13 protein-coding genes are annotated in these 14,228 nt (G+C 74.2%); 5 read left to right on the top strand and 8 right to left on the bottom strand.

Annotated features, from left to right (window positions below):
• Positions 1–16: 16 nt before the first annotated feature.
• Together ACIPYS_RS26330 and ACIPYS_RS26325 are read right to left on the bottom strand one after the other, a co-directional pair.
• Positions 17–1,120: an endonuclease/exonuclease/phosphatase family protein gene (locus ACIPYS_RS26330; RefSeq protein ID WP_400750250.1), complete on the bottom strand. Its 1,104-nt coding sequence runs from the start codon at positions 1,118–1,120 to the stop codon at positions 17–19.
• A complete protein-coding gene (locus ACIPYS_RS26325; RefSeq protein WP_400750247.1) occupies positions 1,117–2,232 on the bottom strand; it encodes a D-alanyl-D-alanine carboxypeptidase family protein in 1,116 nt (371 codons plus the stop codon). Before ACIPYS_RS26325 ends, ACIPYS_RS26330 begins: the two co-directional genes overlap by 4 nt.
• A 480-nt stretch (positions 2,233–2,712) precedes the next feature.
• Between ACIPYS_RS26325 and ACIPYS_RS26320 the strand changes: the two genes are divergently transcribed.
• Together ACIPYS_RS26320 and ACIPYS_RS26315 are read left to right on the top strand one after the other, a co-directional pair.
• Positions 2,713–3,354, top strand: a complete 642-nt coding sequence (locus tag ACIPYS_RS26320) for a sigma factor-like helix-turn-helix DNA-binding protein (protein WP_400750244.1) — start codon at positions 2,713–2,715, stop codon at positions 3,352–3,354.
• Positions 3,351–4,121, top strand: coding sequence for a hypothetical protein (locus tag ACIPYS_RS26315; protein WP_400750241.1), 771 nt, complete (start codon positions 3,351–3,353; stop codon positions 4,119–4,121). The genes ACIPYS_RS26320 and ACIPYS_RS26315 overlap by 4 nt, the downstream gene beginning before the upstream one ends.
• Positions 4,122–4,303: 182 nt before the next feature.
• On the opposite strand, the gene ACIPYS_RS26310 is transcribed toward ACIPYS_RS26315, so the two are convergent.
• On the bottom strand, positions 4,304–6,100 hold the full coding sequence (locus ACIPYS_RS26310; protein ID WP_400750238.1) for a hypothetical protein: 1,797 nt from the start codon (positions 6,098–6,100) through the stop codon (positions 4,304–4,306).
• The gene (locus tag ACIPYS_RS26305; RefSeq protein ID WP_400750235.1) at positions 6,097–6,846 is read right to left on the bottom strand and encodes an ABC transporter ATP-binding protein; all 750 of its coding nucleotides are present in this window, start codon (positions 6,844–6,846) and stop codon (positions 6,097–6,099) included. Before ACIPYS_RS26305 ends, ACIPYS_RS26310 begins: the two co-directional genes overlap by 4 nt.
• A gap of 364 nt (positions 6,847–7,210) precedes the next feature.
• Here ACIPYS_RS26305 and ACIPYS_RS26300 point away from each other — a divergent pair, with 364 nt between their 5' ends.
• The gene (locus ACIPYS_RS26300; RefSeq protein WP_400750232.1) at positions 7,211–8,146 is read left to right on the top strand and encodes a DMT family transporter; all 936 of its coding nucleotides are present in this window, start codon (positions 7,211–7,213) and stop codon (positions 8,144–8,146) included.
• Positions 8,147–8,240: 94 nt separating this feature from the next.
• On the opposite strand, the gene ACIPYS_RS26295 is transcribed toward ACIPYS_RS26300, so the two are convergent.
• The 4 genes from ACIPYS_RS26295 to ACIPYS_RS26280 all read right to left on the bottom strand — a co-directional run bounded on the left by ACIPYS_RS26295 (position 8,241) and on the right by ACIPYS_RS26280 (position 11,632).
• Entirely contained in the window at positions 8,241–8,810 is a 570-nt protein-coding gene (locus ACIPYS_RS26295) for an SMI1/KNR4 family protein (RefSeq protein WP_400750229.1), read from the bottom strand.
• Positions 8,811–9,082: 272 nt separating this feature from the next.
• Positions 9,083–9,403 carry a hypothetical protein gene (locus ACIPYS_RS26290; protein ID WP_400750226.1) on the bottom strand — a complete coding sequence of 107 codons (321 nt, stop codon included), beginning with the start codon at positions 9,401–9,403 and terminating at the stop codon, positions 9,083–9,085.
• A gap of 76 nt (positions 9,404–9,479) precedes the next feature.
• Positions 9,480–10,064, bottom strand: coding sequence for a hypothetical protein (locus tag ACIPYS_RS26285; protein ID WP_093864235.1), 585 nt, complete (start codon positions 10,062–10,064; stop codon positions 9,480–9,482).
• Positions 10,065–10,213: 149 nt separating this feature from the next.
• On the bottom strand, positions 10,214–11,632 hold the full coding sequence (locus tag ACIPYS_RS26280) for a PLP-dependent aminotransferase family protein (protein WP_400750222.1): 1,419 nt from the start codon (positions 11,630–11,632) through the stop codon (positions 10,214–10,216).
• Between ACIPYS_RS26280 and ACIPYS_RS26275 the strand changes: the two genes are divergently transcribed.
• Positions 11,631–12,866: an aminotransferase class V-fold PLP-dependent enzyme gene (locus ACIPYS_RS26275; RefSeq protein WP_400750219.1), complete on the top strand. Its 1,236-nt coding sequence runs from the start codon at positions 11,631–11,633 to the stop codon at positions 12,864–12,866. The genes ACIPYS_RS26280 and ACIPYS_RS26275 overlap by 2 nt on opposite strands.
• A complete protein-coding gene (locus tag ACIPYS_RS26270; protein WP_400750216.1) occupies positions 12,863–14,206 on the top strand; it encodes an MFS transporter in 1,344 nt (447 codons plus the stop codon). The genes ACIPYS_RS26275 and ACIPYS_RS26270 overlap by 4 nt, the downstream gene beginning before the upstream one ends.
• The last annotated feature ends 22 nt before the right edge of the window (positions 14,207–14,228 follow it).

Raw genomic sequence — 14,228 nt, 5'->3', positions numbered from 1 at the left:
CGGGCGGTCAGGGCGGTCACAGCCGCAGGGACGCCGCGACCGGGAGGTGGTCGCTGCCGGTGTCCGGCAGGGTCCACGCGGAGCGCGGGGTGACGCCCTTGACCAGGATCTGGTCGATGCGCACCACCGGGAACGGAGCGGGCCAGGTGAAGCCGAAGCCGTCGCCGGCCTCCTGCTGGGCCGAGCGCAGCGGTCCGGTGAGCGTGCGCAGCGCGGAGTCGTCGAAGGAGCCGTTGAGGTCGCCCAGGACGACGACCCTCGGCAGCGGTTCGCTCCGCACGGCCGCGGCGAGCTTGGCCGCCGCTTCGTTGCGGGCGAAGGTGGTGAACCCCACGTCCAGGCGCACCCGGACCGAGGCGAGGTGCGCCGTGTAGAGGGCGACGGGGCCCTTGGGCGTGAGCACGGTGGCGCGCAGGGCCCGGGTCCACGGCATGATCTCCACCGTCTCCACCCCCTGGAGCGGGTACTTGCTCCAGAGTCCGATGCCGCCGTGCACCTCGGAGTAGGGGTAGGTGGCGGCCAGCTCGCGCCGGTAGGTCTCCTGCGCCCGGCTCGCCAGTTCCTCCACCGCCACGACGTCGGCTCCCGAGGCGGCCAGGGCGAGTGCCGTCCGGCGCGGGTCGGGGTTGTCCTCGTTCACGTTGTGGCTGACGACGACGAGGTCCCCGCCGCCCGCGCGCTTGTCGACCAGGGAGGGTGCGAACAGCACGCTCCAGACCAGGGCGGGCAGCAGGACGGCCACCGCTGCCAGGGCGGAGCGCCGCAGTGCCGCGAGGAGCAGCAGCAGCGCGATGCCCAGGCCCGACCAGGGCAGCACGGTCTGCCAGAGGCTGCCGAGGTTGAACGGGTCGTTCGGCAGCCAGGGGCTCACGACCAGCAGGGCGGCGAGGGCGACGGCGGCGCCTGCGATCAGCCGCCCGCGCTGCCCTGCGGCAGGGCGGGTCGGACGGCTGACGACGCGGTGGAGGCAACGGTGGAGGTGACTGTGGAGACGGCCGTGGACGACCGTCCGGTGGCGGGGCCGGTGCCCGCCGTCCTCGCCGGGTCCGGGGGCCGGTACGGCGGTGTCCGCAGCCGGGGGCGTCGTGGGCGCGGCGCCGGTGTGCGTGCTCGTGCTCATGACCACTCCTGCTGACCGCCGTCGAGCGCCGGCAGGACGGCGGGCAGCTTCTGCCGCAGGGCGTCGACGAGTCGACCGCTGCGCTCCAGGGCGGCCCGCAGGCCGTCGGAGGGGGTGGTGCCGGCGCGCTGGCCGAGCACCACGCCGTAGACGAGCCGCCGCCCCGAGCCGCTCCTGCCGTCGGCGACCTCCAGCGCCCACATCAGGTTCCCGCCGGCCGAGGTGGTCGAACCGGTCTTCAGGCCCACCACCCCGGGCAGGTCGAGCAGTTTGTTGGTGTTGTGCAGCGGTGTGGCGCGGCCCGGGAGCTCGGTGTCGCGCAGGGCCACGGTGGCCCGCAGCGCGGGTTCCTTCATCGCCTCGCGGGCCAGTTTGAGCTGGTCGGCGGCGGTGGACACGGTGCTGGCCTCGAGGCCGCTGGCCCCGGTGTAGGTGGTGCCGCTCATCCCCAGCCGGGCGGCCTCCGCGTTCATCCGGGACACGAACGCCTCCTCGCTGCCCGCGTCCCACCGGGCCAGCAGCCGGGCCACGTTGTTGGCGGAGGGCAGCAGCATCACCTCCAGCAGCTTGCGCTGGCTCAGGCGCTGCCCGGCGGTGACGGGGGCGGTGGACTCGTCCACCGAACCCGCCTCCGCGGCGGCCTGCGCGTCGACCGTGATCGTCGGTCCGTCCTCGCCGTCCTTGAGCGGGTGGTCCCTCAGCACGACGTACGCCGTCATCACCTTGGTGACGCTCGCGATCGGCACCGGCTGCTGCGGTCCCTGGACGCCGAGCACGCCGACCTTGGCCGCCGCGACCGCCGACTGTCCTTCCTCCGGCCACGGGAGGCCGAGGGCGGCGATCGCCTCGGGCGCCGGCAGCACCGGCGCCGCGTTGACGTGAGTGGTGGCGGCGGCGACCGTGTCCCCGTCGTGCCGGGTGGCCAGGGTGGCACCGCCGGCTCCGGCGAGCACGACGAGGGCCAGGATCCCCAGCGTCCTGCGGCGGAGCGGGGGGAGCCGACCGGGCCCGGTACGCCGGTCCCGGTCCTGCTCGCGGTAGTGGCCTCCGTCGCCGTCCCGGCCCGGGTTTCGGTCCTGGTCTCGGTCTTCGGACTGGATGGTGACTGACACGGTGGCGGCCTCCCGGACTCCGAGGGACAAGGTCCCGGGGCGGTCGCCTCCGGGTGTGCCTACAGGCTCGGCGACCGGCACTTCGGCCCGGTCGTGGCGCGGCTTCCGCTGTCGCGCAGTCGTGTATCAGCTGTGTACCGGCCGGCCGGCCCCGGTCGTGGCCGATCGTCCGGCGCCGGTCGTCGACGGTCGTCGCCCGTCGCCGGTCGCCGGTCGCCTGTCGCCCGGCCCCGGTCGCCGCCGCCGGGGAAGCCGTCGACTGCCGACCGCCGACCGCCGACCGGCCTTGACCGGACGCTGACCGAACGATCACGCCGGACGCGGACCGACGGTCGGGCACGCGTGTTCTTCGGACAACTCCGTTCAACCCCGGCCCGGTCCGCAGATGCGAGGCGCCGGGTCGATTGTCTGGTCCCGAGCAGGCCCCGAGGTCCGGACCGACGGTCGGTCCGGCCCCGGAGGCGGGAGGACGGAAGCCCCATGGTCGGCATCGACGGCAGTGGCCGCGCGGATGCGCACGACAACGCCCCGGTCCCCGAGGCCCGCCAGGGACCTCCCGAGCCGACCGCCGGGGCCGAGGTCGGCGGCCTCGCGGCGGACACCTCCCTCCCCGACGACCTGGTGGCCCTGCTGGTGATGTACGGCGAGGCGTACTGGGAGTACGCGCGCCTGCACCTCGGTGACGCCGACGCCGCCGACGCCCTGGTCGACGACGTCTTCGCGGACCTCGCGGCCCACTGGGACGTCGTCCTGCGGCAGGAGAACGTGGAGGAGTTCTGCTGGGGTGTGCTGCGGGCGACGATCGACGACACGCTGGTGCTGCGTGCCCGGCCGTCGGCCTTCACCTCCGCCGCGTTCGCCTTCGCGATGGCCGACGCCAGGGAGGCGTTCCAGGCACTGGAGAGCGGGATCGGCCTGTTCGCGGCGATCGGCGGACTGCCGGAGCGGCAGCACGACGTGGTCGTGCTGACCTATGTGCTCGGCCACCCGGTCGTGACCGCCGCACGGGTCATGGGGATCACCAGGAGCGGGGTGTACAGCCTGCGCCGCGACGCCCGCCGCCGGCTCGCCTCGGCGCTGGGCCTGGACGAACAGGGCGCCGAGAACGCGGAAGAGCAGTGATCGACATCCACCGCGCCGTCGTGGCGCGGTCCGAGGCCGCCCCCGGGGCCACGGAGCCGGGCGCTCCGGCCTGGTCGCCGCTGGCGGAGGTGCGGCTGCCGGAGCCCGTGACCAGGAGCCGGGCCAGCGTCTGGCTCGACGGGGCGCCGGCCAGGATCGCCGCCCGCCTGGCGTGCCGTACGGCGGAGCGCCCCTCACCGTCGGCGGCGGTCCGTCTGGACTGCGGCCGGTTCGAGCTGCTGGCCCTGTGCCACCTCGTGGTCGAGGACGCCCGGGCGGCGGAGTGGATCGCGGCACTGGCGGACACACCGGCGATCGACCCGCGCGGGGCGCTCGTCCTCGGCGCCCTGTGCCACCTGGCGGTCCACGAAGGCGACGGCGAGGACGGCGCGACCACGCGCCGGGCACTGGCGGACGGGCCGCGCACCTGGTGGCAGCTCGCCGCCGGAGCGGGCTGCTTCCAGGCCGCCCACGCCCTCGCCTGCCTCGCCGCCGGCCGGGGCGACCGGCGGGAGGCCGGGCACTGGCAGGACCAGGCCCGCCGACTGGCCGGGCGGCAGGACGTCCGCTCGGCGGCCCTGGCCGCCTTCGAGGGGGTCCGGCCCAGCCACGGACTGTGCGCCGGTGTCCGGGACGCCCTGGCGGCGCTTCCCACCAGCCGAGACCCGGACTTCGGACGCACCCCCGCGATCGCCCCCGGCCCGCTCGCCGCGGCGCTCCGTCGGCACCGGACCGCCGACTGCTGCCGGCCCACGCCGCCGCCGTGACCCGGACCGCGGACGGACACCGCGCCGGGCCGGGGTGACGCCGGTGATCTGAACGGCCCGGGCCGCCCCCTCCCGAGCGACCACGGGCCCGGCCCGCAGGAGTGCGGACCGGGCCCGGGCGGTGGTGCGCCCCGCGCCCCGCGCCCCGGAGCGTCCGGAGCGTCGAGCGTCGCGGTACGGGTCTAGGAAGCGCTCTCCCCGGGGCGGGCCCTGCTCATCTTCGCCGCCCTGGCCTGCGCCCAGCGCAGCAGCAGCACCGCGACCACCACCGCCATCAGGGCGGCCTTGCCGACCTGCACGACCGCCCCGCCGCGCAGCGCCGAGGAGAACATCGGCGTCAGCGCCGCCACGCCCACGGCGGGCCCGGCCGCGTACCAGGCGGCGAACAGCGCCGGGCCGGGACCGCCGCCGGTGCCCTGGGTCGGGGAGAACAGCAGGTCCTTGCGCAGCACCCCGCGGCAGGCGTTCACCAGTCCCGCCGCGACCAGGGCCGGGGCTGCGGCCGGTGCGAGCCAGGCCGCCGGGCCGGTGCCCGCCGCCAGCAGCGCCCCCGTGCAGGCCAGCCCCAGCAGGACCCCGGCCAGCGTCGGAACGACGGCATGGCGCAGCATCAGGGAGGCGAACGGATACGGCGACCAGGAGGCCCGCCGGACGTCGTCCGTCTCGATCCGGGCCGGCTCCAGCAGCTGCGCGACGGCCAGGTAGCCGAAGATCAGCGCGACGGCGGTGGCCAGCCAGGACAGACCGCCCGTCGCGCCGTGCGCGAGGACGGCGCAGAGCAGCGCGGGCACGGTCAGCACCGCCGCGCGGCCCAGCCGGGCGGGGGAGCGGAGCAGGGCGAGGGTGTCCCGCCACGGCACCACCAGCCAGGCCCGCCGGGGCGCGGGCAGCCGGAGCCGGCGTTGCCGGGCGCTGCCGTTGGCGCTGTTCACCGCCAGCCGCGCGCTGCGCAGCTCGACCGTCCGGAGCGCGGCCAGCACCCCGGCGGCGGTCCTGGCCCGCTCCCGCAGCCGGGCCAGCGGCACCGTCGCGGCGGCCCGGTCGGCGAGCACCAGGGCGGCACCGGTCGAGACCAGCAGCAGTGCGGCGGCCACCCAGCCGCCCGCCACGGCGGCCGGGGTCGGCGCCAGCGCGGCGATCGCGGCCCAGCCCCAGGGCCCCGACCACAGTTCGACCAGTTCCAGCCAGCGCACCGGGTGACCGGCGACGGCCAGCGCGCTCTGCCCCGCCAGCGCGATGATCAGCAGCGTCAGACCCGGAGTGAGCCGGCGCACCCAGCGGGCGGCGCGGTCGCTGCGCTCCACCACCAGCGCTGCGCAGGTGGCCAGGAGCGGCACGCAGAGGCCCCCGAGCAGGCACCAGCCGAGCGCGGCCGGCAGTCCGGTCCGGACGGTGAGCCCGAGCGCGACCATGCCTCCGACCGCCGCCACCAGACCGGGGAACGCGGCCACGGCGCAGGACAGCCAGAACCACGGCCGGAGCACCGGGCGGGGCCGGACGGGGTGGATCAGCAGCCAGTCGGCCGCCGCCCGGGGCGGCACCACCGGGCCGCGCCACAGGCCGTCCCGGACCAGCAGCAGGAAGGTGACCAGTCCGATCGCGGTGATACCGGAGGGCATCGCGGCGAGCAGATCGGCGCCGTGGCCGGTGTAGTCGGCGCCCATGGACGCCTGCAGGAACAGGCCGAGGCTGGGCACGCCGCCCCAGATGATCAGGACGAGGATCACGCAGTAGACGGCGAAGCCGACCGACTTGGCGCGGTTGCGCCGGTGGGGGGCGCGCAGGGCGCGGAGCAGGGCGAGAGTTTCGTCGGTCCAGTCGTCGATCGAGTCGTCGTCGATCGGGTCGTCGTCGGAATCGGTGTCGGTCTCGTCACCGACCGTCGAGCCGCTGTCCGTCCCGTCCTCCTCCGTCCGGTCCTCTCCGGTCCGCTCGTCGTCGGTCCCGGCTGCTGCTTCCGGGGCAGGAACGGCGGTCACCGGGTACCCGCCGATCCGGCGGCGGTGCGGGCCGCGAGATCCGCCGCCAGCACCTTGCGGGTGGCGCCCTGCTTGAGGATCCTGCCGTCCTCCAGCACCACCACCCGGTCGGCCACGTCCAGGGCCAGGTCGGTGTGGTGGGTGACCAGCAGCACCGCGACGCCGTCGGCCAGCTCGGCCTTCAGCAGGTCGGCGAGGGCGCGGCGGGCGTCCGGGTCGAGCCGTTGCTCGGGCTCGTCCAGCAGCAGCAGATCGCGCGGGCGCACCAGCGCGCAGGCCAGCAGCAGCGCCTGCATCTGCCCGGAGGAGAGGGCCGAGGGCAGCGCGTCGGCCCGCTCCGTGAGCATCCGGTCCTCCAGCACGTGGGCGACCCAGTCGGGCGCGTCCGCGACCCCGTGCGCGACCGCGACCAGCAGCAGGTGCTCGCGGACGGTCAGGTCGGGGTAGCAGGCGACGGTGTCGCCGACCACCGCGACCCGGGCCCGGACCCGGGGGTCGTTCTCGTCCATCGGGATGCCGTCGAAGACCACGGTGCCCTTGCTGGGAGCGTCCCGTCCGGCCGCGACCCTGAGCAGGGTCGACTTGCCCGATCCGTTGTGTCCGAGCAGCGCCACGCACTCTCCGGCGGCCAGCGACAGGCTCACGGGGTGCAGCACCTCCCGCTCGCCGTAGGAGCGGCTGACGCCGGTCAGCTGCAGCAGGGGCCTGCGGGCTGCGGGGCGTGGTTCGGCGGCGTTCTTGGCCATGGGGGAGGGAACCTCTCAACGCGGTGTCCGGCCACAGTACCGATCCGCCGTCGGCCACCCGGGCGAGGGTGACGGCCGCCGACCCGCGACCGCGTCCCACCGGCCCGGCGCCACCGGGTCCGCCCCGGGAGGACGGGCCCTGCCTGCGGCGTAGGATCGAGCCCATGTGTGCAGCAGTTCTCGCGCCTCCCGTCCGCTGAGGCGGGTCGCGATCGACACCAGCGCGTAGCCAGGCGGCAGGCCACAGTCCACAGGCCGCCGTGACGCGCCGACCGGTTGTGCCCGCGGACGCGACCACGACCACCTGCTCCGTCTGGAGATTCCTTCCGTGTCGAGAACTGCTGTCTCAACAACCCCTGCCCCCGTGACGGCGCCGAGCTCCGTGCGCCGCGGTCTGGCCTGCCTCGCGTTCGCGGGCGTGACCTGGGGCACCACCGGGGCCGCCGTGGACATCGTCTACCGGTCCAGCGACTTCGGGCCCATGGCCGTCTCGTTCTGGCGCTTCCTGACCGGCGTCGCACTGCTGCTCGCGGGGCGCGCCCTTCGCCGGCCCCGCAGGGCGCCGCGGGCGCCGCGGGCACCGAGGCCGATGGGCCGGCGCATGCTGCTGTTCACGGGCACCGGCATCGGTCTGGCGGTCTTCCAGACCGCCTACTTCGCCGCGGTGCGGGACACCGGGCTGGCCGTGGGCACCATCGTCGCCCTGGGGGCGGCCCCCCTGTTCACCGCCGCCGGCGGTCGCCTGTTCCTGGGCGAGCGGGTGGGACGCGGTGGCCTGCTGGCCGTCGGTGGAGCCCTGGCCGGTCTGGCGATCCTGGTCCTGGGCAACCGGGCGGGTGTCGTCCACCCCGTCGGGGTGGGGGCGGCGCTGCTGTCCGCCGCCGGATACGCCGTCTCCACCGTCCTGGGACGCTGGACCGGACGGCACGGCGGGGGAGAGGACCCGTACGCCCTCACGGTGGGGGCGTTCGCCGTCGGCACCGCCGTGATGCTGCCGTTCGCCCGGGGCGAGGGCCTCCTGCCGCACGCCGCCCGCCCCGGCCAGGTCGTCCTGCTGATGCTCTACGTCGCCGTCGTCACGACGGCTCTCGCCTACCCGCTGTACTTCGCCGGAGCGGGCGCCGTCCGGGCGGCCACGGCATCGGTGGTGATGCTGATCGAGCCGGTCAGCGCGGCGGCACTCGCCGTCCTGTTCCTCGGCGAGCGGCTCACCGCAGCGACGGTCGTCGGCACACTGCTGATGCTCGCGGCCATCGCGGGCCTCGCCCTCGCCGAGTCCCGACTCCACGCGACGGACTGACGGAGCAACGAGGCCGGCCGGGTTGTCCGCCAGCCCGGCCGGCCTCCTTCGGACGGACGGCCGAACGGGCTTCACCCCGACGCAGAAGTCCCGTTCAGACACCCCAGGGGAGGCCTGTGGAGGGGTTGAGGCCCTGTTCGACGAGGTGGTCGTGTTCGCGCCAGTGCATGAACTCCAACGTTTCCGCGGCAGTGGTGCACCAAGCTCGCAGGTAGTCGGCGAACCCGCCTCCGTGGACGGTGAACGGGCCGCCGTCCTCCTGGAGTTCGACGATGGGCCAGGCGTCACTGTCCTCGCCTGTCATCAGCCAGAACAAGTGGGCACAGTCCTCGGTGAAACCCCACCGGATCAGCATGTCGGCACTGACGCCGGCGGGCAGCAAGTGGGAGTAGTGCTCGGGGGCCTGTTCCCAGAAGAGTTCGGCCATGCCGACCACACTGTTGCCTCCTGAAGCACTGTACGGGGCGGCAATCAACAGCGAGTCCCCGCCGATCGAGCCGGCTCCGTAGGTCTCCATGAAGGCGATGTAGTCCGAGGGCAGCCGTATCCCGAGCCGCCGTTCGGCTTCCGCCGCTCCGGCCACGTCAAGAGGGGCTCCTTCGCTGCTTCGTCTGCATGGCGCGAGCACGCCCAACAGCGCGCGCACGCCGGGATGGCTGGACACGGATCCTCCGGTTGTTCGGTGTGCCGACCACTCTAGGAGCCCCGTCCGACAGCGAGGACGGAGCCGGAACGGGTGGGTCCGGATGGGGGCCGGTGGGCACGAAGCGGGCAACCCCCGAATCGGGTGCCCGTGGTGACGTCCGCGGTCCGTCGGCCGTCGACGTGCCCCTGTGCACGATCTGGAAGTCGCTGATCCGCAGGTGCAGCGGTGGATGGTGGGGCAGGAAGGCCCCGATGGCGGTACGGAACATGACGTGTTGCGGTGAACACACGTCACATGTCGTAGTGCTCACCGTCCTCGCCCTGGACCCGGGCATTCAGCGCCTTCGCCAAGCGGCACATGGTTGAGACCATGGCATCCGTCGGGTTCTTGGCTTTGATCTGCCCGGCTCTCCACCACAAGGGCTCGCCGGACGACTCCCCGTTCCGCAGTGGTACAAGCTCGGCGACCCTCTCCGGGCAGCCTTCCGGCAGCGGGACCGCCACAATTCCGGAGTCTGCGGCGACTGCCGCTTCCCACTCCGCCGCGTCGATGTCCTCGCCCTCTTCGTCCCACAGGTTCTCACGCCGCGTGATGTACAGGTCGTAGCCCACGGCAGTACACGATAGACGCACGCGGAGCAAGCTGTCGGGCCGACTTCGCAACTCGGTGCGGCCTCCGTTCCGGCACCTACGAGTCGAGCTCCGGCAGGCGCTCACCGGGCGCGGCCGGGCGGCCTTCGGAGAGCCAGAACATGTAGTCGCGAAGGTAGTCCCCAAGACCGTGTTCGATGTGGGCGAGGTACGCCCGTGCCCCAGTAGCGGCGTCCCGGAACGCTCGGTTCTCGGACGTCGCCCACTCGCCCCGTCCCACTCGCAGGGCCCACTCCCGTGCTCTTCCGCGCTCTCTCCACCAGTCCCGGACCAGTTCCGGGGTCCAGTGACGGTCGCCGTCCCCTCCGTAGGCGCCGAAAGGGTCGCACTCCCCGGCGCAGGTCAACTCGTGCACGCCGGCGGCCTCGACCGGCTGACGGTAGACGAACTCGGTGCAGTACTCGTCCTCGTACGCGACGTGCTCCGGCGCGCACTGCCTGCCGGTGAGGCAGTTGTCGGTGCCGGCCGTGTAGAAGGGGCCCGGGACGTTCCGCCAGTCCCGGTTCTCCCAGCCGTCGGGCGCGGGCTCGGACCAGTCGTGCCGCACGATGCCGTGCTGCCACAGCGGGTGGGGTGTGCCTATGAGGAGGCGGACAGCAGGTATCGGATCCCAGTAACTCATGATCCGCAGGATGTCAGATCCTCGGTATGCGGGGCCGCCTCGGCGCGGTCCGTCCCTGCGACCCCTCCGGCCCTGCTCCGGTGAGTTCGGCAGGTCGGCCGACAGGAAGGGGCGAGCAGCGCGAGCAGTGCGCCGGGGCGGTCGTGGTGTCAGCCGGGTGTCGGCGTGCACTGGCGGGCCGCGGTGGCGAGGCGGGCGGCGGCTTCGACGAGGTCGGCGGGTTCGGCCGCGGCGGCGAAGCCGAGACGCAGATGGGCGGCGGGTGGTTCGGCCGGGAAGTGGCGCCCGCCCGGGTCGACGGTCACCCGGTGCGCCGCCGCGGCGTCCGCGACGGCCGCCTCCGTGAGGCCGGGGGGAAGCCGGAACCACAGGTGCAGGCCGCCTTCCGGCAGCTGCGAGAGCGTCCAGTCGGGCACTTCGCGGGCGAGGGCATCGGCGAGGACGGCGCAGCGGTGCCGCAGTGCTGCGGCCAGGCCGCGCAGGTGGCGGTCCCAGGCGGGGGTGCTGAGCAGTTCGACCGCGGCCTCCTGGAGGGGGCGGGCGATGAAGAAGTCGTCGACCCGTCGCATCCCGAGCAGGCGCCGCACGACCGGGCCCCGGGCGACGACGGCGCCGATCCGCAGGCTGGGCGAGGCCGGCTTGGTCAGCGATGTGAGGTGGACGACGGTGCCGTCGCGGTCGTCGGCGACCAGCGGGCGCGGCGCCGGACGGCCGTGGCCCAGGTTCCGGGCGAAGTCGTCCTCGATCAGGAAGGCTCCGGCGGCGCGTGCCACGTCGACGATCCGAGGGCGCCGCTCGGAGGAGAGGACGGTGCCGGTGGGGTTGTGGAAGGTGGGCTGGCAGTAGAGCAGCCGGGCGCCGGTCATGGCGAAGGCGTCGGCGAGCAGATCGGGGCGCAGGCCCTGGTCGTCCATCGGCACGGGCACCGGCTGCAGTCCGGCGGCGCGGGCGGCGGCGAGTGCGCCGGGGTACGTCGGTGACTCGACCAGGACCGGGGCCCCGGGGGCCGCGAGGGCGCGGAACAGCATGGACAGCGCTCCCTGCCCGCCCCCGGTCACCAGAACGTCCTCGGGGCCGACGTCGCCGCCCGCCTGACGGGCGAAGACCGTGCGCAGGGTCGACAGACCGGCCGCCGGGGCGCGGTGCCAGGCGTCCGGGCGGCGGGCGGCCCGGGCGAGGGCGCCGCCGAGCAGCCGGGTGGGCTGGAGGTCCTCGTGCAGGTAGCCGCCGGACAGGGCGACGGTGCCGGCCGCCGGCGCGGCGGACCGCTCGTCGGAGGGGTCCGGAAGGGGCTGGCGGCCGGCCAGGGCGACCGCCTGCCACGAGGTGTCCGGTTCGCCGCCCGCGGTCCGCGGGCGGCGGGCGGCGACGTAGGTCCCGCTCCCCGGCCGGGTGACGACCGCTCCCTCGGCCGACAGGAGCGCGATGGCCCGGGAGACGGTGACCGGTCCGACCCCGTGACGTGCGATCAGATCGCGGCTGCTGGGCAGGCGGTCGCCCGGGGCGAGCCGGGTGATCTCGTTCCGGAGGATCGCCACGAGGGCCTCGGTACTGCTACCGTCATTCATGAGGAATGAGAATAGCGCTTTCAACCACGGTGCGGAACCGCTCCTGGACCTCACCGCCCTCCGGGCCGACACCCCCGGTTGTGAGGCCGTGATCCACTTCAACAACGCCGGTGCCGGGCTGATGCCGCGTCCGGTGCTCGGGGCGATGCTCGACCACCTCCGACTGGAGGCGACCATCGGCGGGTACGAGGCGTCCGCCGCCCGGGCCGCCGAGGTCGAGGACTTCCACGCCTCGCTCGCCGAGCTCCTGGGCACCCGCCCGGGCAACATCGCCTTCGCCGCGAGCGCCACCCACGCCTACGCCAAGGCCCTCTCCGCGATCGACTTCCGCCCCGGGGACGTCATCCTCACCACCCGCAACGACTTCGTCTCCAACCAGATCGCCTTCCTCTCCCTGCGCAGGCGCCACGGTGTCCGCATCGTGCACGCCCCCGACCTCCCGGACGGCGGCGGCGTCGACGTCGACGCCATGGCCGTGCTGATGCGCGCCCACCGCCCGCGCCTGGTCGCCGTCACGCACGTGCCCACCAACTCCGGCCTGGTGCAGCCGGTCGCCGAGGTCGGCCGGCACTGCCGCGAACTCGACCTGCTGTACCTGGTCGACGCCTGCCAGTCGGTCGGCCAGTACCCCGTCGACGTCGACCGGATCGGCTGCGACCTGCTCACCGCCACCTGCCGGAAGTTCCTGCGCGGGCCCCGCGGTTCGGGCTTCCTCTACGTCTCCGACCGGGCCCTCGCCGCCGGGTACGAGCCGCTGCACATCGACATGCACGGCGCGCGCTGGGTCGCCCCCGGCCACTACCGTCCGGTCGCCACCGCGGCCCGGTTCGAGGAGTGGGAGTTCCCCTACGCCACCGTGCTCGGCTGCGCCGCCGCCGTCCGCTACGCGCTGCGGGTCGGCCTCGAACCGATCGCCCGGCGCACCCCGGCCCTGGCCGGACGGCTGCGCGAGCAGCTCGCGGCGGTGCCCGGCGTCCGCACCCTGGACGGCGGGCCGGACCCGGCCGCGCTGGTGACGTTCGCGATCGAGGGGTGGGAGGCCGAGCCGTTCAAGGAAGCACTGGACGCCCGCGGCATCAACTCCGCGCTCAGCTACCGGGAGTTCGCACAGTTCGACTTCGCCGACAAGGAGGTGTCGTGGTGCCTGCGGTTGTCGCCGCACTACTACAACACCGAGGACGAGGTCGACACGGTGGCGGGCGCGGTCGCAGAGCTCGCCGGGAGCATCCGATGATCCGGACCTCGACCGTGCCGGTCGCCACCGACAGCACTGACGCCACAGACACCGCGGCCGCCACGGACACCGCGGCCGCACCGCGCCGGAGCCTCTGGCACAACGCCGACTTCTCGCGGTTCTGGGTGGGCGAGACACTCTCCCTGCTCGGCACCCAGGTGACCGGCCTCGCGCTGCCGCTGACCGCCATCGGCGCGTTCGGCGCGACCGACGAACAGGTCGGGCTGCTGCGCTTCCTGCAGCTGGCCCCCTACCTCGGGCTCGCACTGGTGATCGGCGTCTGGGCGGACCGGTACCGGAGGCGGCCGGTCATGCTCGGCGCGAACCTGGTCAGGCTGGTCCTGCTCGCCCTGATACCGGTGCTGTACTGGTGCGACGCGCTCGACCTGCCCCTGCTGATGGCGATCGCCTGTACGGTCGGCATCGCGTCGGTGGTGTTCGACGTCAGCTGGATGTCGTACGTGCCGGTACTGGTCAAGAGCCCCGAGTACTACGTCGAGGCCAGTGCCCGGCTGAGCACCAGTTCCTCGGCCGCCGACATCGCCGGGCCCGGGCTCGGGGGCGTCCTGGTGTCGGCGGTGGGCGCGCCGGTGGCCCTGCTCGCCAACGCCTGCTCCTACGCGGTGTCCGTCGTCTCGCTGCTGCTGATCCGTACCACCGAGCCGCGCCCGGAACCGGTCGCCGAGCGGCACCTGTGGCGCGAACTCAGGGACGGCATGGGCTGGGTGATGCGCGACGGCGTGCTCCGGTCGCTCGCGCTGATCGGATTCTGCTGCAACTTCTCCATGGTCACGGTGTGGACGATGTTCCTGCTCTACGGCAACCACGACCTCCACCTCGGCTCGGAGACGATCGGCGCGGTCTTCGCGACCGCCTCCGTCGGCGGCCTGATCGGCGCGCTGATCTCGCGGAAGGTGATCGACCGGTTCCCGCTCGGCAAGGTCTACCTGGTCGCCCAGTCCGTTCTGCTGCTCGGACCCTCGCTCGTCCCCGCCGCCACCGGGCCGCGACCGGTGATGATCGGGATGTTCGTTCTGTCCTTCTTCGCCACCTACCTGGGCCTCGGCGTGGCCGGTGTCGTCATCGTCGGCCTGCGCCAGGCCATGACGCCGCAGTCGATGATGGGCAGGATGACCGCCGCGTTCCGGACCCTGCTGTTCGGCGGCGGCTCCCTGGGCGGCCTGTCCGCCGGCCTGCTCACCGGCCAACTCGGGGCCCGAGGAGCCCTGACCGTTGCCGCGGCCGGTTCCGCCGCCGTCGTCATCGGCCTCGTGCTCTCGCCGGTCCGCCGCCTCAGGACCCTGCCGTCCGCCCCCGACCGGGAGGCACCGGCACGCTGAGCGAACGACGCCGGGCCTGCGC

Source organism: Kitasatospora sp. NPDC089913 (genome assembly GCF_044748625.1).
Classification (GTDB): domain Bacteria; phylum Actinomycetota; class Actinomycetes; order Streptomycetales; family Streptomycetaceae; genus Kitasatospora.
Note: the sequence above shows the minus strand (reverse complement) of the source record. Positions and strands in the feature narration are given on the sequence as shown.